At 65.9% G+C, this 16324-nt stretch carries 15 protein-coding genes; 9 read left to right on the forward strand and 6 right to left on the reverse strand.

Annotated features, from left to right (window positions below; all coding sequences use genetic code 11):
- The first annotated feature begins 19 nt into the window (after positions 1–19).
- Genes FOS14_RS07560 through aroQ form a run of 3 tightly spaced genes read left to right on the forward strand, consistent with a single transcriptional unit; the run spans position 20 to position 2209 of the window.
- Complete coding sequence (locus FOS14_RS07560) at positions 20–271, forward strand: hypothetical protein (protein ID WP_143769688.1); 252 nt, start codon at positions 20–22, stop codon at positions 269–271.
- Positions 268–1755 carry a hypothetical protein gene (locus FOS14_RS07565; RefSeq protein ID WP_143769689.1) on the forward strand — a complete coding sequence of 496 codons (1488 nt, stop codon included), beginning with the start codon at positions 268–270 and terminating at the stop codon, positions 1753–1755. Before FOS14_RS07560 ends, FOS14_RS07565 begins: the two co-directional genes overlap by 4 nt.
- Before the next feature lie 13 nt (positions 1756–1768).
- Complete coding sequence (gene aroQ / locus FOS14_RS07570; protein WP_255450147.1) at positions 1769–2209, forward strand: type II 3-dehydroquinate dehydratase; 441 nt, start codon at positions 1769–1771, stop codon at positions 2207–2209.
- Here aroQ and FOS14_RS07575 read toward each other — a convergent pair.
- Both FOS14_RS07575 and FOS14_RS07580 read right to left on the reverse strand, forming a co-directional pair.
- Positions 2202–3392 (reverse strand): glycerate kinase, encoded by a 1191-nt coding sequence (locus FOS14_RS07575; RefSeq protein WP_143769691.1) that lies wholly within the window; start codon positions 3390–3392, stop codon positions 2202–2204. The two genes, aroQ and FOS14_RS07575, sit on opposite strands and share 8 nt — an antisense overlap.
- 55 nt (positions 3393–3447) lie before the next feature.
- Positions 3448–4668 (reverse strand): acyl-CoA dehydrogenase family protein, encoded by a 1221-nt coding sequence (locus FOS14_RS07580; RefSeq protein ID WP_143769692.1) that lies wholly within the window; start codon positions 4666–4668, stop codon positions 3448–3450.
- Positions 4669–4805: 137 nt separating this feature from the next.
- On the opposite strand from FOS14_RS07580, the gene FOS14_RS07585 reads away from it, so the two are divergent.
- A complete protein-coding gene (locus tag FOS14_RS07585) occupies positions 4806–5120 on the forward strand; it encodes a GNAT family N-acetyltransferase (protein WP_143769693.1) in 315 nt (104 codons plus the stop codon).
- Here the strand turns inward: FOS14_RS07585 and FOS14_RS07590 are convergent, their stop codons facing one another.
- Positions 5121–5876 carry a 1-acyl-sn-glycerol-3-phosphate acyltransferase gene (locus FOS14_RS07590; protein WP_143769694.1) on the reverse strand — a complete coding sequence of 252 codons (756 nt, stop codon included), beginning with the start codon at positions 5874–5876 and terminating at the stop codon, positions 5121–5123.
- A 268-nt stretch (positions 5877–6144) separates the two neighbouring features.
- Between FOS14_RS07590 and FOS14_RS07595 the strand changes: the two genes are divergently transcribed.
- The 4 genes from FOS14_RS07595 to FOS14_RS07610 all read left to right on the forward strand — a co-directional run bounded on the left by FOS14_RS07595 (position 6145) and on the right by FOS14_RS07610 (position 9760).
- A complete protein-coding gene (locus FOS14_RS07595) occupies positions 6145–6930 on the forward strand; it encodes a pirin-like bicupin family protein (protein WP_143769695.1) in 786 nt (261 codons plus the stop codon).
- 145 nt (positions 6931–7075) lie between these two features.
- Positions 7076–7780, forward strand: coding sequence for a PadR family transcriptional regulator (locus FOS14_RS07600; protein WP_143769696.1), 705 nt, complete (start codon positions 7076–7078; stop codon positions 7778–7780).
- Positions 7781–7958: 178 nt separating this feature from the next.
- Positions 7959–8978, forward strand: coding sequence for an ATP-binding cassette domain-containing protein (locus FOS14_RS07605; RefSeq protein ID WP_255450148.1), 1020 nt, complete (start codon positions 7959–7961; stop codon positions 8976–8978).
- Entirely contained in the window at positions 8975–9760 is a 786-nt protein-coding gene (locus FOS14_RS07610; RefSeq protein WP_143769697.1) for an ABC transporter permease, read from the forward strand. The genes FOS14_RS07605 and FOS14_RS07610 overlap by 4 nt, the downstream gene beginning before the upstream one ends.
- Positions 9761–9763: 3 nt before the next feature.
- Here the strand turns inward: FOS14_RS07610 and FOS14_RS07615 are convergent, their stop codons facing one another.
- Complete coding sequence (locus FOS14_RS07615; RefSeq protein WP_143769698.1) at positions 9764–10993, reverse strand: Dyp-type peroxidase; 1230 nt, start codon at positions 10991–10993, stop codon at positions 9764–9766.
- Between the two features lie 43 nt (positions 10994–11036).
- Positions 11037–13142 carry an iron uptake transporter permease EfeU gene (efeU, locus tag FOS14_RS07620; protein ID WP_143769699.1) on the reverse strand — a complete coding sequence of 702 codons (2106 nt, stop codon included), beginning with the start codon at positions 13140–13142 and terminating at the stop codon, positions 11037–11039.
- Between the two features lie 121 nt (positions 13143–13263).
- Between efeU and FOS14_RS07625 the strand changes: the two genes are divergently transcribed.
- Positions 13264–15261 carry a M13 family metallopeptidase gene (locus tag FOS14_RS07625; protein ID WP_143769700.1) on the forward strand — a complete coding sequence of 666 codons (1998 nt, stop codon included), beginning with the start codon at positions 13264–13266 and terminating at the stop codon, positions 15259–15261.
- Between the two features lie 92 nt (positions 15262–15353).
- Here the strand turns inward: FOS14_RS07625 and FOS14_RS07630 are convergent, their stop codons facing one another.
- The gene (locus tag FOS14_RS07630; RefSeq protein WP_143769701.1) at positions 15354–16193 is read right to left on the reverse strand and encodes a L,D-transpeptidase; all 840 of its coding nucleotides are present in this window, start codon (positions 16191–16193) and stop codon (positions 15354–15356) included.
- Positions 16194–16324: the final 131 nt, after the last annotated feature.

Here is a 16324-nt window from a genome sequence, read left to right on the forward strand (position 1 = left end):
CGATTGAGGAGATGTACCGATGCCTTCTAGACCGCATGTGCCGGATGATGATGTGCTTGTCACAGGTCACGACGCGCTCGCCGCCGAACTCGGTGCAGCACCACCCGCTGGACTGGCCGACTTGCCCGACGCCTACGCACAGCGGTTGGCCGACACCCTGGCAACGGCCCGGAAGTCGCAGGCCGCCGAGCTTGCGGCCGCTACCACCGAGGCGCTCCGGCATGTGCCGCGCCCGCTGCGCGGGACGGTGCGGAAGGTGGTCGGACTGTGAGTTCGCTCGCGACGCGCGCGGAGATAGCCAAGCTCGCCGCACTGCTCGGCACCTCCCCCGAGGACCTTTCCTATCTCGAGCCTTTCGATGCGGTGACGCTGCGAACACTGCGTGAGCAGGCGACCGACCGGCTTTTCGACGCGGACAAAGGCCGCCTCCTCGGCCTGGCCAAGGCGAGCAAGTTGGTGCCCACGGCGTTGACGGCGAAGATCGCGGAGCACGTTTTCGCGCCGGCGCTGGCTGCTCGGGTTGCCGACCTGGTCGAACCGGCGCGCGCCGTGGACATGGCCAAACGGCTGCCGCTGTCGTATCTGGCCGATATGACCCCGCATCTGGATCCGCGGCGGATCGACACGCTACTGGCCAAAATGCCGATCGACCTGATCCGCGGAGTGGCCCGAATTCTGGCCCAGCGCGGCGAATACGTGACCATGGGTCGGTTCGTCGGTCACCTCGACACATCGGCCATCGAGGCAACGATCGACGAATTCAGTGATGAGGACCTGTTGCGCACCGGGTTTGTCATGGAACAGCCCGAAATGTTGCCCGAGATGATCCGGATCCTGCCCGAGGAGCGCCTCCGAGGCGTATTCCGCACGGCCTACGAGCAGCAACTGTGGCCCGAGGCGCTGAACCTGCTGGACTATCTCGACGACGCGACGCGCGGGCACATGGCAGATGTCGCCGCCGGCGAAGAGGATGCGGTGCTCAATGGGATGGTCGCCACCGCGCACGAACAAGGACTGTGGGACGTCGCCCTGCCGGTGGTCCGCTCGATGAACCCGCAATCGCGGCGCAGGTTTGCCGAGCTGTCCAGCTTCGAGGACCCGGAAGTGATCGACCGTGTCGTGCGTACGGCCGCATCCGAGCACCTGTGGGTGGAAATGCTGCCACTCGTGCCGTTGCTGCCGGTGCAGGCTCGGCGCGAAGTCGCCAGGGTGGCGCTCGGCCTCGGGCGCGAGGTTCACGACCGTGTGCTCGCCGACGCCTCCGAGCACGACCTGTGGGCGCCGCTGGTCACCCTCGCCGCGGCGATGGGCGACGACGTGGCGTGGGAAGACCTGCCCTGGGACATCGGCGAAATCGTGGCTGGTCTCGATGAGGCAGAGATGGACACCTTCCTGTCCAACGTTGCCGAGGCGGATCTCTGGGCAGAGGTCCTGGCCGTCGCCGGGCGCGTGCCGGACGAACAGGTCACCCGCATAGCGCGCCAAGCTGTCGCCATGGACGTGGACGCGATCATCAGCCGCGTCGTCGTGGCGGCCGATCGCACGGGTCTGTGGCGGCAGGGACTGGATCTGCTGGCGCGGTTGGACGACGCCACGCTGGAGGAATTGGCCGCGCCCGCCGCGGATCTATCGCCGGACCTGCGCCGGCGGGTCGTTGATGCGGCGACGGAGCTGGGCATGCTGGATCAGCTCGGCGCGGTCGGCGTTGCGCTCGCGGCCGGCGTCACGGATCCCCGAGTGTCGCCGGATCAGTAGTACGGTTTCTCCCGTGGCAGCACACGGACCGATCCTCGTCCTCAACGGGCCGAACCTGAACATGCTCGGCACGCGGCAACCGGACGTCTATGGCCGGGACACTCTCGATGACGTGTTGGAGCTGTGCAGCCGGACTGCTGCTCGGCTAGACCGCGAAGTGGTTGCCTTCCAGTCGAATTCGGAAGGCGAGCTGATCGACCGGATCCATAAGGTGCGCGGATTCGAGTCTGGAATTGTGATCAATCCCGGCGGGTTGACCCACACCTCGGTCGCGCTGCGCGACGCGTTGGTGATTCCTGAGGTGCCGATCATTGAAGTGCATATCAGCAATGTCTATGCGCGCGAAGAATTCCGGCATCATTCGTACGTGTCGCCGATCGCCACGGCGGTGATCTCGGGGCTAGGGATTCACGGCTACGCGGCGGCGATCGAGCATCTGGCGCGGATTACGTAGCGCTGACATCACGGGCGATGCGTTGCCCGATGCCGCGCAACAACTCCGCTGCGTTCGCCATCGACTTCGTCTGGTCTGGCTCTCGCTCCGCGAGCGAGTAGCAGGCATCGAAACCGTACTCTCTCAAGACTCTTGGGTTGAGAGCACACGTTCCAGCGACCGCGATCACGCGCGCGTCGGCGGCCCGGGCGGCTCTGCTCACGCCGAGCGGGGCCTTACCGGCCAGCGTCTGGGAGTCGATGCTGCCTTCGCCGGTGATGACCAGATCGGCGCCGCGGACCCGCTCGGCAAATCCGATGACGTCGAGCACCACGTCGATTCCGGGCCGCATCGCGGCGTTCAAGACCGCTAACCCCGCAAACCCGGTGCCGCCGGCCGCGCCGGCCCCAGGTTGTTCGCGGAGACCTACGCCGACCCCGCCACCCCCCGTGCGTGTTTCTTCACCGCCCGCGGTGAAGAAACACGCACGGGACCCGACGGCCTTCTCGACCACGTCGGCCCAGCGGCGCAGTGCCGATTCGAGCAGCGTGACGTCGGCCGGTGTCGCGCCCTTCTGCGGTGCAAAGACCTTCGCCGCGCCGCGCGGGCCGAGCAGCGGATTGTCTACGTCACAGGCCAAGACGAATTGGGCCCGTCGAACCCCGGGATGCAGGTGCGTCAGGTCTAGCCGGGACACTTTTGCCAATCCGGCGCCCCCGCGCCCGATCGGATGGCCGTTCTCGTCGGTGATCACCGCACCCAGGGCCTGCAGCATTCCAGCACCACCGTCGGTGGACGCGCTCCCGCCGAGGCCGATTATCACCTCGCTGCTCCCGCGGTCCACTGCGTCGACGATGACCTCGCCGAGCCCGAAGGTGCTGGACCCCAACGGCTCTGGTTCGACTAGCGTTGCGAGCCCGACCGCGTTCGCCAGCTCCACGACAGCTCGGCCGCCACGAATCGCGTACTCGGCGGTGGTCGGCAGACCGGTCGCCCCAGACACCCGAACCGGTACGCGCTGCCAGCCCGCGCCGAGCGCCGCCGCGACGGTCCCGTCGCCGCCGTCCGCGACCGGAAGCTCCTCGACCCGCCAATCCGGGCGAACGTCCACGATGCCGCGGGCAAGGGCCGACGCCACTTCCGCCGCGGTGAGTGAGCCCTTGAACTTGTCGGGTGCGATGAGAACCCGTGCGTGTTTCTTCACCGCGGGCGGTGAAGAAACACGCACGGGAGGCGACCGCACCACCGGGAGCGGCCGGCTACCCGAGCAGCCCCTTGGCGATGTGCGTCACCTGCACCTCGTTCGATCCCGCGTAGATCATCAGCGACTTGGCGTCCCGGGCGAGTTGTTCCACCCGATACTCGGCCATGTAGCCGTTGCCGCCGAAGAGCTGCACCGCCTCCATGGCCACCTCGGTGGCCGCGCGCGAGGAGTACAGCTTCATGGCCGACGCTTCGGCCAGCGAGATCGGCTTCCCCGCGGCGGTTCGTTCGATGGCGGAGAACACCATGTTCTGCACGTTGATCCGGGCGATCTCCATCTCGGCCAGCTTCAGCTGGATGAGCTGGAACTTCCCGATCTCCTGGCCCCAGAGCTTGCGGCTCTTGGAGTACTCGATACACAGACGGTGGCATTCGTTGATGATGCCCAATGCGAGCGACGCAATGCCGATGCGCTCGGCGGCAAAATTCTCCCGCGCGCTGGCCTTGCCGTCATTGCGAGCCTGGTCTTCGGTCTCACCGAGCAGCCGGTCGGGCGTCAGTCGCACGTTGTCGAAGAAGAGCTCACCCGTCGGTGAGGAGTTCATCCCCATCTTCTTGAACGGCTTGGATTGGGTCAGCCCCGGCATACCCGAATCGAGCACAAACGCGAGCACCTTGCGGTCTCTTGGATCGGCGGCCGCGTCGTCGTTCAGCTTGGCGTACACGATGATCACGTCGGCGTACGGGCCGTTGGTGATGAAGGTTTTCTGCCCGTTGAGCAGGTAGTCCGCCCCGTCGCGCTTGACTGCGGTCTTCATTCCGCCGAATGCGTCGGACCCGGAGTCCGGCTCGGTAATGGCCCATGCGCCAACCTTCTCGAACGTCACCAGGCCGGGTAGCCAGCGCTTTTTCTGCGCGAGGGTGCCGCGGCTGCGGATGGTTCCCGCGGCCAGGCGGAGGCTCACACCAAGCGAAGCGACCAGGCCCAGGCTCACCCCAGCGAGTTCGCTATTGAGCACCACACCCATCGACCCGGCTCCGCCCAGCATGCCGCCGGACCCCTTCGATGACTCACCGGATTCCTCCGCGGCCAGCGAGCGCTCCAGTGCCTCCTTCGCCATTGCGTCGATTCCAAAGGTGGCGAACAGTTTCCGGATCAGATCGAACGGCGGTAGCTCGCCGCTTTCGAGTCGGTCCACGTTGGGACGGACTTCTTTGTCGATGAACGTGCGCAGCGCGTCGCGAAACATCAGGTCGGTGTCGGACCACTCGTACATGCAGCCAAATATAGAACAAGTTCTCATTTCGTTATCGCGGTGACGCTCCAGTTGCGGCCCAACCAGGGCTGATTTCGTACCCAAGCGGCGACAACTGGCGCGTCACCGCAACCAGGCGTCGTAGGTAGGCTCAGGTCATGAACACTCGGGTCGAGAAGAAGGCCGAACTCAACCGTTTCGAGGTGTATGTGGACGATCAGCTCGCCGGCCTGGCGGCCTACGAGAACGCAGGTAGTAATCGCGCCTTTACCCACACCGAGATTTATCCGCGGTACGAGGGGCAGGGCTTGGCGAAGGTGCTCATCGCCGCGGCGTTGGACCAGACCCGCGAGGAGAAGTTGGGCGTGCTGCCGTTCTGCCCGTTCGTGCACCGCTTCGTCGGCAAGAACGACGAGTACCTCGCGCTGGTGCCGGAATGGGCGCGTGACCGCCTCGGCCTGCCAGCCGCCTGATCAGTACCGCGCGATGGCGCCGTCAACCGCGGCCTGCAATCGGGTGCGCACCATTCGGGCAATGTCGCCAGGTCGTTCCGGCAACTCGTCGGTGGGCGTGTCGATGAAGAAACTGGCCGAGCGCACCTGTTCGCGAGCCGGTTCGGTGGGCACGCCGGGACCGTAGCTGACGCCGATGAAGACGAACGTCGGTGCCACCCCGAGCTTCATGGCTCGCGCGGTGATGTGGCCGACGCCGCTGCCGACGGCCTGGACCTGCGCCGGGTCGACGTCGTTGCAGGTGCCTTCGGGGAAGATGGCGAGGTCGTCGCCGCGGCGCATCCGCTCGGCGCAGACGTCCATCATTCGCTGGCCGGCGGCGTTAACCTGGCGGATCCCGTAGTTCTTGCCACGGAATACCGGAATCGCGCCCATCATTTCCACGCGCTGGCGCTGCTTGGGATCGATGAACAGCTCGTCCTTGGCCAAGACCCGCACGCGACCGATGGTCGGTCGCAGTGGCGACCGCCAGGCCACTGCCGCCACCGTGTAGGGGTCGCGCTGCGTCAGATGGTTCACGAGGACGACGAGTCGGCGGTCGCTCTTGACCAGTTGCGCCAGTTGTTGCTGGACGCCGTCGGCATAGCTCACGCGGGGTTGATATCGGCGGGCCAGCAGCGCGTAGGCGCTCATCGCGAGTAGCCGATTCTGCTTGTGCTCGAGGTAGTAGTCGTAGACCGCCTCAGCGTTTTCGAGGCTTACCTCCGGTTGGGCCATTCGATAACTGTACGGTGCGCGGTTTAAACCTGGCTACGGACAACGATTTTGCGTTGCGCCCTGGAGTCGGCAATGAAACCTGTTGTAGCACAGCACTATTCTTGGCCGCTGAGCTTGGGCCGTCGCATCTGTCCGCGACGACACTTTCTTGGTATTCCCTCAGCCAAGTTGCGCGCCGCTTGCCCGCGGTGCTCGTACTCTGGTTAGCAGACCCTCGTGTCGTTGACGACGGAGTCGGACCGGGCCGCTTATGCGGGAGGAGGATGCCATGGCTGCGCCTGCTGTGCCGCACATCGACATCCACCGCGGCGGCGACCGCATGAAGACCCGGGTGTCCTGGCTGGATTCGAAGCATTCGTTTTCGTTCGGCGAGCATTACGACCCGGACAACACGCACCACGGCCTCTTGCTGGTCAACAACGACGACATCGTCGCGCCGGGTCGCGGCTTCGATACCCATCCGCATCGCGACATGGAGATCGTCACCTGGGTGCTCGAAGGCAGTCTGGTGCACCAGGACTCGCTCGACCACACCGGCGTGATCTATCCCGGACTGGCCCAGCGGATGAGCGCCGGCACCGGCATTCTGCATTCGGAAAAGAACGACTCGTGGCGCCTGGGCTTACACGGAAATGGGGCCGGGAGCGAGACCGAACCGGTCCACTTCATTCAAATGTGGGTCGTGCCCGATCAACCCGGAACCGATCCCGGTTACCAACAACTCGAAGTCGATGAGGCCCTGCGCGGCGGCAGCCTCGTTCCAATCGCGTCCGGAATGGACAAACACCGCAACGACAGCGCCATATCGATCCGTAATGCCCACGCCGCGTTGCACGTTGCCCGAATGGTCCCGGGCCGCCCCGTCGTTGTCCCCGAGGCGCCCTACGCGCACTTGTTCGTCGCGCGCGGGGTGGTGGACGCCGAAGGCATCGGGCGTCTTTATGCAGGTGATGCTGTCCGCTTGAGCCACTCCGGTGGGCAGCGCCTGATCGCCGAGGCGCCGGCCGAGGTGCTCGTCTGGGAGATGCACGCGCGCCTCGGTGGTCTGCGCTAGCCCACCGGAAGCAGGGCCCCTACTTGCGTCAGGATGCAGCAAGGGGGCCACTGCTTCCAGCAGGTAAGTAAAAGGCCGTCCCCTAAGAGCTATTGCGCCCACTGCTCGCTACCGAGTACTCTATTTCGAGTATTAGGATGTGAGTATGCCGCGCCGGACACTGTCGAACCCACTCGCTTTAGCCGTGCTGAGCTGCCTGTTCGAGCGTCCGATGCACCCGTACGAGGTGTCCACGACACTGAAACGCCGACGCAAGGACGACAGCATCAAGCTCAACTACGGGACGCTGTACTCGGTGGTCGCGTCGCTGGAAAAGCGCGGCTTGATCGTGGCGGAAGGCACCTCGCAGGAGGGCAACCGGCCCCAGCGCACGGTCTACGCCATCACCGCCGACGGCGAGGATCAACTCGTCGACTCCCTGCGCGAATTGCTGTCGACCCCGAGCAAGGAGTATCCGGCGCTGGAGGCCGCACTCTCGCTGATGCCGGTATTGCCACCCGAGGCGGTGGCAACCCTGCTGCAAGACCGTGCCGTACGACTGGCCGGCCAGATCGCGGCCCTGGAAGCAGAGGCGGCCGAGGCGGTCAAGCTGGGACTGCCGCGACTGCTGGCTATCGAAAGCGAATACGCGTTGGCGATACTGCGTGCCGAACGCGAGTTCGTCGACTCCCTGCGCGCGGACATCGAGAGCCGCACGCTCGGCGGCTACGACTTCTGGGCGCGCCTGCACGAACTGCGCGCCGCAGGCGTCACCCCCGGTGACATCCAGGAAAACCCAACCAAGTACTTCGCAAAGGAGGACGTCGACTGGATCGCTCGGGTCAACGAGGCGATTCCAACCCCTGAGTAACGAACGTGGCCCGCGTGCTGCAACACCCGGGCCACGCCCAACCTCGAGTCGACCCGCGAACGGGTCTCGCCACTACAGCGGTTTCTCGAAGCGCACCACCACTGTAGTCGCGGGCACAGCAGTTCGATGGGTGACTCTTTTCCCGCAGCGCCCTGCGCTGCATTCGAAGGAGTGCATTGTGACTACCACCCGCATCGCGGTCGCCTCGGCCCTCGAGGCCGTCGACCTGGTCAAGACCTACCCGACGGGTCGCGGCAAGCCGCCCGTCAAAGCCCTTGCCAGCTTGAGCTTTTCAGTTCAGCCGGGCACCGTTTTCGCGCTGCTCGGGCCCAATGGCGCCGGCAAGTCGACCACCGTCAAGATTCTCACCACGTTGGCGCGACCGGATTCCGGAACGGCCACCGTCGCGGGTTTCGATGTTACGGGCCAACCGGATAAGGTGCGTCGCGCCATCGGCTTCGTAGCCCAGAAGCCGGTCACCGACCCGATGGACACCGGTCGGGAAAACCTGGAACTGGCCGGCCGCATTCACGGGCTCTCTCGCCGCGACGCGCGCGCCCGGGCGACGGAGCTGCTGGACCGCTTCGACCTCGCCGAGGCCGCCGACCGCCTGGTCAAGACGTACTCGGGCGGGATGGCCCGCAAGCTCGACGTCGCGCTCGGGCTCGTGCACAGGCCGCAGGTGCTGTTTCTCGACGAGCCGACAACCGGCCTCGATCCACAGGCACGCACCCAGATGTGGCGCGAAATCGAGCGGCTGGCCGCCCACGAGCGGATGACGATCCTGCTGACCACGCACTACCTCGATGAGGCGGACCGGCTCGCGGCCCGGTTGGCCATCATCGACCGCGGTCGCGTGGTCACCTCCGGCACGCCGGACGAGCTCAAGAGCGAATTGCAAGGCGACACAATTCTTCTCGAATGCCTGCGAGACGAACAGGCGGGTGCCGCACGAAACGCCTTGGGCAGGCTGGACCTCGGTGAGGTCACGGTCGAGGGACGAGTCCTGCGGGCGCGGGCCGGCAGCGGCGCCCGGTTGCTACCAGCCGCCCTCGCGGCGCTCGACAACGCGGGCGTCACGGTTGCGGCGGCAACGGTCGCCCGGCCCTCGCTCGACGACGTCTATCTCAAGCACACCGGCCGCACATTCGCCGCGGCCGGCAACGACACCACCGCTAACGAAGGAATCCCGGCATGACCACCGCATTCATCACCCAGTCCACCCTGCTGACAGCCCGTTCCCTACGCGGAATGCGCAGGGTCCCAGTCTTTCTCGTCATGACGATCATCCAGCCGATCATGTGGCTGTTGCTATTCGGTCAACTGTTCAAATCGGTGGTAGCCATTCCCGGCTTCGACCCGCACGCCGGCGACTACCTCGAGTTCCTCACCCCGGGCGTGGTGATCATGACGGCGCTGTTCGCGTCTGCCTGGGCGGGCACCACCTACGTCCAGGACTCCGAGCGCGGCGTGATGGACCGATTGCTCACCTCACCGGTCAACCGCGGAGCAATGATGGTGTGCACCTTGGCTTATCAGGCGGTGACCACCATCATCCAGACCCTGATCATCTTCGTCATCGCCTACGCCGCGGGCGCCCGCTTCCCGGGCGGCGTGGGCGGGATGTTGCTCACCATCGTTGCGGCGACGCTGCTTTCGCTCATCTTCGCGGCACTGTCCAACGCCGTCGCACTGCTCACCCGGCAGCAGGAGGCGCTGATCGGAATATCTCAGTTGATCACACTGCCGTTGATGTTCCTCAGTTCGGCGGTGATGGACACGTCGCTGTCCCCGTCCTGGGTGCAGACCGCGGCGCGCTACAACCCGGTCGAATGGGCCGTGATCGCATCGCGGTCGGCGCTGCAGTCGGATCCGAACTGGTCGGTGGTCGGGACCCGACTCGCGCTGCTGGCGGTCGTGGCACTAGTCATGGGTGCGCTGTCGACCAGCGCTTTCCGCGTGTATCAGCGCAGCGCATGAGATCTAGGCCAGCATCTTCGCGGCGTACCAGTCCGATTCGTCGCGCACGCCGGGCAGGGCGAAGAAGTATCCGCCGCCGAACGGTTCGACGTAGTCGACCAGCGGTTCACCCTTGAGCCGGGCTTGGATCGTCTCGAACTGCCGCTCGACGTCCTGCTGGAACGCCGTGAAGATGTGACCGGCCGAAATATTGCCGTTGGGGTCGATGCCGAGGTCGTAGTTGTAGGACCGGCGGATCAGCCGCTGGTTGGCCGTTTCGGTGGTTCGGGGATTGGCAAGGCGCATATGCGAATCCAGTGGAATGACCGATCCCTTCGGGTCGGCCGCGAAGTTCGGGGTGTCGAATTCGGCATTGCCGTCCAGTGGGGCGCCGGAGTCGCGGCGGCGGCCGAACATACGCTCCTGCTCGTTGATGGACACTCGGTCCCAGAACTCGACGAGCATCCGGATCAACCGGACCACGTGGTAGGTGCCGCCGATCGCCCAGGCCGGCTCGCGCGGGTCATCGACCCACACCAGACTCGATGCATCTCCGCCGGTCGGGTTTGCAGTGCCGTCCTTGAAGCCCAACAGGTTTCGTCCCGTACCCGTCGGTCGTGACGGTGACGCATATCCCTCGATCTTCCAGCGCAACTGCATCGCACCCCGGGTGTGCCGAGTGATGTCGCGAATCGTGTGGTGAATCGTGTCGGGGCTGTGCGCGCACATCTGCACGAGCAGATCGCCACCCATCCAGGCGGGATCAGGGGTGTCGTCGGGGAATATCGGCATCGGCTTGAGCACGCGCGGCTTGCGGTCGGCCAGCCCGAACCGATCATCGAAAAGGCTGGCGCCGACGCTGACCGTGAGCGTCAACCCATCGGCCGGAATGACCGGCCCGAGCACGTCGTTGTCCGAAGGCGGCTGGGCCACACCGAGATTGGGTGGGGTGCCGCCAGCGGTCAGGAAGCGTGCCCGAGCGGTCAGGGTCTTGAACAACCCGGCCAGGTCTTTGCGGTCGCGCGCAATGACGTCGAAGGCCGCGTAGCAGGAGAACGCCTGCTTGTACGACGGGCCGGGGGTGAGGATGCCGGCCTGGTTGACGCCATGAAAGGGGTAGGAGGGCGGGTTCGCGGATTGTGGGGTGGCAGTGCCGTCAACCTGGGCACCATGCACCAGCGTCGCCCCGGTGATCGCGGCGCCGGACACGCCGACCGCGGCGCCCTTGAGGAAGTTTCTGCGGTTAACGTCCATGTCTTCTCTACTTAAGTTCCTTCGTCGACGGTCGGTGCGGCAGTCAGTGCTGCAGCGGCACCTCGAGCAGGTTGGGAACGGAGGCGAGGGTTTCCAGCACGGCCCCGAGGGCGCCGGTGACCTCTTGCCTCGCGCGCAGCGGCGTCTGCGCCGGGCTCATCCAATCGCCTTGCGGTGAGCGGGTTTTCTGCAGTGCCTCCGCCAGCGTGTCCAGTTGTTGGTTGATCGTGGCGAGCAGGTGCGGGCTCCGAGCGTTGATCAGCGGCGCCAGTTCGGCCAGCACGCTGCGGGTGCCGTCGATGTCGGCGCTGGTCTGCGCGTACGCGGCCCCGGCGCCGAGATCGTCGTTGCCGGAAAGGTGGTCGCGCAGCGCGTCTTCGAGGATCTCGTGGGCGCGGATCGGCAGGTTGGTGGGATCACCGGCTATGTCGGTGCTGGAAAGATTGGCGCTGATTGCCTCGATGTTCTGGCCGAGCTTGTCGAGCACCGGCAGCAACTCCGCCGCCGATTGACCGTGCCACAGGCCGTATTCCACGCGATGCAGGCCCGTGAAGTCCGGGTCATTGACACCGCCGGGCAGCCCATTGGGCAAGCCGTCCACGGCCGTGCCCATGTCGCCGAAGCTGTTGTAGGACGCACCGACCCGTTCCCAGGTCATGGCCGCCGTCAACCAATCCGCTTTGGCCTGATCCGTGTTGCCCGCCGCGACATCGGCTTGCAGTGCACTGACCTGGCCACGCAGCGCCTCGAGCTCGGACCGCGCGTAGTCCTGGTAGGCGTTGTTCGGCGGGGTCAGGTCATCGACGCTGACCGGTTTGACGGCCATTGCCGCGGTGCTGTCGGTGCTGCCCGATACCTGAGCCGCCGCCGACGTCCGGGCCGGTTCACCGGCGAGCATGCACTTGATGGTGTAGGTGCCATCGCTCAGCGTGGCCGTCATGTCGGCGGTGGTCGCCGGGCCGAGGGTTTCGATTTCGGCGACTATCGCGCCGCTGGAATCGACCAGATTGATCTCGCCGGCCTTCGACGAGTGGTTCGTTACCGAAATGGTGCGGGTGCCGGCCTCGACACCGTGCCAGTCGGACGCACAGTCCTTCTCGGTCACCGAGACCGCCAGGTTCTTGCCCGATTTCGACCCGGGCAGCGCGGCAATGACGATCGCGGCAATGGCGATCGGAACGATGACCAGCACCCCGGCGGTGAGCCACAGTCGTTTGCCGGCTCGCTCCTCCCAGCGGGCGAAGGCCGGAACGAGCGGCGCACGCAGGCGGCTGCGCGCCCTTTCCCGGCCGCCGGAAGCCGCGGCTTGGTTTGCGGGGGCGGTTTGCCGGCGGCCGGCGGCAACGAACGCATAGGTGACCACCACCAGGTAGCACGCCCAGGCGGTCACCTGCAGCACCGTCATCCGCACGTTGAGTTCGGTGACGCCGATGATGAGAGTGGCCCACCACGATCCCGCGTCGATGTGCCCACTCAGGTCGAAGGCGACCCAGTTCTGCCCCGGCAGTAACCCGGCACTCTGCAGGTCGCCGAGCCCGTAGGACAGGACGCCGGCCGCGATGATGATCAACAGAATCGCGGTGCGGGAGAAGAACTTCCCCAGGTTCAGCTTGACCGCGCGCCGGTAGAGCAACCAGCACAACGCCACCGCGATCGCGATGCCGATCGTCGCGCCGACAATCGGAGCGATGGTCTGCCCGGACGCCTTGGCCGCGGTCCACAGGAACAGCGTCGTCTCCAGACCTTCGCGCCCGACCGCGAGAAAGGCCGTCAGCGCCAGCGCTCCGGCGCCGACCTGGAGCGCGGCGGCCACCTCGCCGCGAATCCGGCTCGACAGCTGAGCCGAGGTTCGGCGCATCCAGAAGATCATCGCCGTCACCAGCGCGACCGCCAGCACGCTCAGCGTTCCGCCGATGGCTTCCTGCAGCCGACTCGACAGTTCGCTCGTCGAGATCGACAGCACCGCGGCGAAGCTGAACGCGAGCGACAAGGCGCCCAGCACACCCAGCCACACGGGCGCGGCGGAGACGCGGGTATCGCCGTCGGCGGACTTCGCGACGGCGGCCAACAGAATGGTGACGATCAAGCCGGCCTCGAGGCCCTCTCGAAGCCCGATCAGCAGGTTTGGTATCGCATCAGCCCACAGCACTTATTTAAGGTAATCCATACCTAATTCAAGGTGTTAGCCCGAGTGGCGACCAGACGGGAATGTCCGATTTTTCACCAGGTGACTCGGTCGGCGGTCACTGTCCGGTCGGCATACTGGACCAATGACCGCTGAGTTGACTAATCACCAGGCAACCAACTCCGACCGCCACTCCGGTATCGACCTGCGCTTTGTCGACAGCGCGACCAGGGTTCAGGACGACCTGTTCGGCCACGTCAACGGCCGCTGGCTGGCCGATTACGAGATTCCCGCGGACCGTGCGGTCGATGGCGCCTTCCGGACGCTGTATGACCAGGCAGAAGTCGACGTGCAGCGCATTATTCAAGAGGCGCATCAGGCCGACGGTGCGGATGCCCAGCGGATTGCCGATCTATACGAAAGCTTCATGGACGAAGCCGCCGTCGAAGCCGCCGGTCTGGATCCGATTGCCGCCGAACTCGCGGCGATCGCCAACTGCACCGATCGCGACGAACTTGCGGCGGTGCTCGGGCGGCTGCAGCGGGTCGGCGTCGGCGGCGCGGTGGGACATTACGTCGACACCGATGACAAGGACTCGACGCGGTATCTGGTGCACTTCACCCAGTCGGGTCTCGGTCTGCCCGACGAAAGCTATTACCGCGACGACGAATACGCCGAGACTCGCGCGGAGTATGTGCGGCACATGTCGCGGATGTTCGCACTGGCCGGTCTCCCGGATGCCGCGCAGACGGTCTTCGAACTGGAAACCAAACTCGCTGCGCAGCACTGGGACGTGGTGCGCCGCCGCGACGCCGAACTCAGCTACAACCTGCGCACCTTCGACGCCGTGACCGGCGACAACCCCGGTTTCGACTGGCACGGTTGGGCGCGGGCGTTGATGAGCACCGACGACGGCGACCTGGTCGCCCAGCGGCTGGCCGAAGTAGTGGTGCGTCAGCCCAGTTTCCTCGCCGGTTTCGCCGAACTGTGGCGCAGCGAGCCGCTCGACGCCTGGCAGGCATGGGCGCAGTGGCGGGTCGTGCGTTCCCGGGCGCCCTTCCTCACCAAGGCGCTGGTCGCGGAAAACTTCGCGTTCTACGGGACGACGCTGACCGGCGCCGAGGAGAACCGGGAGCGCTGGAAGCGCGGGGTTTCGCTCGTGCAGGATCTGCTCGGCGAGGCCGTCGGAAAGCTCTACGTGCAGCGCCACTTCCCGCCCGAGTCCAAGGACCGCATGGTCGAGCTGGTCGGCAACCTCATGGAGGCTTATCGGCGCAACATCAGTGACCTGGAGTGGATGAGCCCGGCGACCCGCAAGGCGGCGCTGGCCAAGCTGGAGAAGTTCACCCCGAAGATCGGCTATCCGAGCAAGTGGCGGGACTATTCCGGCGTCGACATCTCGGCCAACGACCTGGTGGGCAACTACCGCCGCGGCTACGCGCACGAGTACGACCGCGACCTGGCCAAGCTCGGTGGTCCGGTGGACCGCGACGAATGGTTCATGACCCCGCAAACGGTGAACGCCTACTACAACCCCGGGATGAACGAGATCGTCTTCCCGGCCGCGATTCTGCAGCCGCCGTTCTTCGACCCCAACGCGGATGACGCGGCCAACTACGGCGGCATCGGCGCGGTGATTGGCCACGAGATCGGGCACGGGTTCGACGACCAGGGCGCCAAGTACGACGGCGACGGCAACATGATCGACTGGTGGACGGACGACGACCGCACGGAGTTCGGCAAGCGCACCAAGGCGTTGATCAACCAGTACGCCGAGTTCGAACCGCGCGCATTGCCCGGTCACAAGGTCAACGGCGAGTTCACCATCGGCGAGAACATCGGTGACCTCGGCGGGCTGTCCATCGCGCTGGAGGCCTACAAGATAGCGCTGGACGGCGCGGACGCGCCGGTCCTCGACGACCTGACCGGGTTGCAGCGGGTGTTCTTCGCCTGGGCGCAGATCTGGCGGACCAAGGCCCGCGACGCGGAGGCGATCCGTCGGCTGGCCGTGGACCCGCACTCGCCGCCGGAGTTCCGGTGCAACGGCGTCGTCCGCAACCTCGACAGCTTCCACGAGGCGTTCGGCGTCCGCCCGGGTGACGCGCTGTACCTGGACCCTGCCCAGCGCGTCAGAATCTGGTAGTTCGCCAAAACGCCGCGCGCGACTTTGCGTGTATGCGCGCCCCTCAGGTGGGGCGGCACCGCAAAACCGCGCGCGGCGTTGAAAGCTGAACGTCAGGCGTTCTGGATGGTGACCTGGTCGCCGACCTGAACGTTGTCGAAGTACCACTTCGCGTTGTCTGTGCTCAGGTTGATGCACCCGTGGCTGACGTTGCGGTGGCCCTGGTCATCGACCGACCACGGGGCCGCGTGCACGTACACGCCGTCCCACGTCAAACGGGTGGCGTAGTCGACCTTGACCCGGTAGCCCTGCGGCGAGTTCACCGGCACGCCGTAGGTAGACGAATCCATGATCACCGTCCGGTCCTTCTCCAGCACCGGGAAGGTGCCGTTCGGTGACGCGTGGCCGGGCTTGCCGAGGGAAGCCGGGAAGGTGCGCACCACGTCGTCGCCGACCTTGACGGTGAACGTGTGCGCGGCGGCGTCGGCGACGCCGGTGAAGCTGTTGCTGACGTTGAAGTGCGAGCTGTTGCCGTCGGCGTTCACCGTGACGGAGGTGCCCCGCGGCCAGTAGTCGTTGGGCACCCACTGCAGGAAGCTGTCGTTGACCCACTGGAAGTGGCCGGCGACGTTGTTGGACGAGGTGACCTGGACCGAGTTCTCGGCGGCCGTGCGGTCGGTCACCGGGCCGCGGAAGTGGATGTCGACGGCACGCTTGCCGCCCACGACCTCACCGTTGCCCGGGGCGATGCCGGGTGCCTGGATGTTCGACTGCGGGAACGGCACCACCGGCGGCTGGCCGGCGGGCGGCGCCGGGATGATGGCGGGGACACCAGGGATGTCCGGTCCGCCTGGCCACAGTGGTTCCGCGACTGCGGGCGTTGCCAGCACCATGCCGGCAGCCGCTGCTACGGCGAAACCCAGTGCGGCGCGTCGGATGCGACTTGCTGCCATCAGTACCCCTTGCTCTTCTTGTGGCGGACGGCTCTCCTTGTGGAGAGCTGAGTGCAAACTCCGCCTCTGAGACCATTTCGTAATCTGGCCGCCAATCATTAACACACACTGCGGCGGCCTCAGCCAAACCA

It is taken from the genome of Skermania sp. ID1734 (genome assembly GCF_007489285.1).
In the GTDB taxonomy this organism is placed as follows: Bacteria; Actinomycetota; Actinomycetes; order Mycobacteriales; family Mycobacteriaceae; genus ID1734.

Excerpts from the sequence above, each read along its gene's own strand:
- FOS14_RS07560 (WP_143769688.1), top strand. The coding sequence starts at position 20 with ATGCCTTCTAGACCGCATGTGCCGGATGATGATGTGCTTGTCACAGGT.
- FOS14_RS07585 (WP_143769693.1), top strand. The coding sequence starts at position 4,806 with ATGAACACTCGGGTCGAGAAGAAGGCCGAACTCAACCGTTTCGAGGTG.
- FOS14_RS07615 (WP_143769698.1), bottom strand. The coding sequence starts at position 10,993 with ATGGACGTTAACCGCAGAAACTTCCTCAAGGGCGCCGCGGTCGGCGTG.
- FOS14_RS07630 (WP_143769701.1), bottom strand. The coding sequence starts at position 16,193 with ATGGCAGCAAGTCGCATCCGACGCGCCGCACTGGGTTTCGCCGTAGCA.
- FOS14_RS07600 (WP_143769696.1), top strand. The coding sequence starts at position 7,076 with ATGCCGCGCCGGACACTGTCGAACCCACTCGCTTTAGCCGTGCTGAGC.
- FOS14_RS07580 (WP_143769692.1), bottom strand. The coding sequence starts at position 4,668 with ATGTACGAGTGGTCCGACACCGACCTGATGTTTCGCGACGCGCTGCGC.
- FOS14_RS07590 (WP_143769694.1), bottom strand. The coding sequence starts at position 5,876 with ATGGCCCAACCGGAGGTAAGCCTCGAAAACGCTGAGGCGGTCTACGAC.
- FOS14_RS07595 (WP_143769695.1), top strand. The coding sequence starts at position 6,145 with ATGGCTGCGCCTGCTGTGCCGCACATCGACATCCACCGCGGCGGCGAC.
- FOS14_RS07610 (WP_143769697.1), top strand. The coding sequence starts at position 8,975 with ATGACCACCGCATTCATCACCCAGTCCACCCTGCTGACAGCCCGTTCC.
- FOS14_RS07625 (WP_143769700.1), top strand. The coding sequence starts at position 13,264 with ATGACCGCTGAGTTGACTAATCACCAGGCAACCAACTCCGACCGCCAC.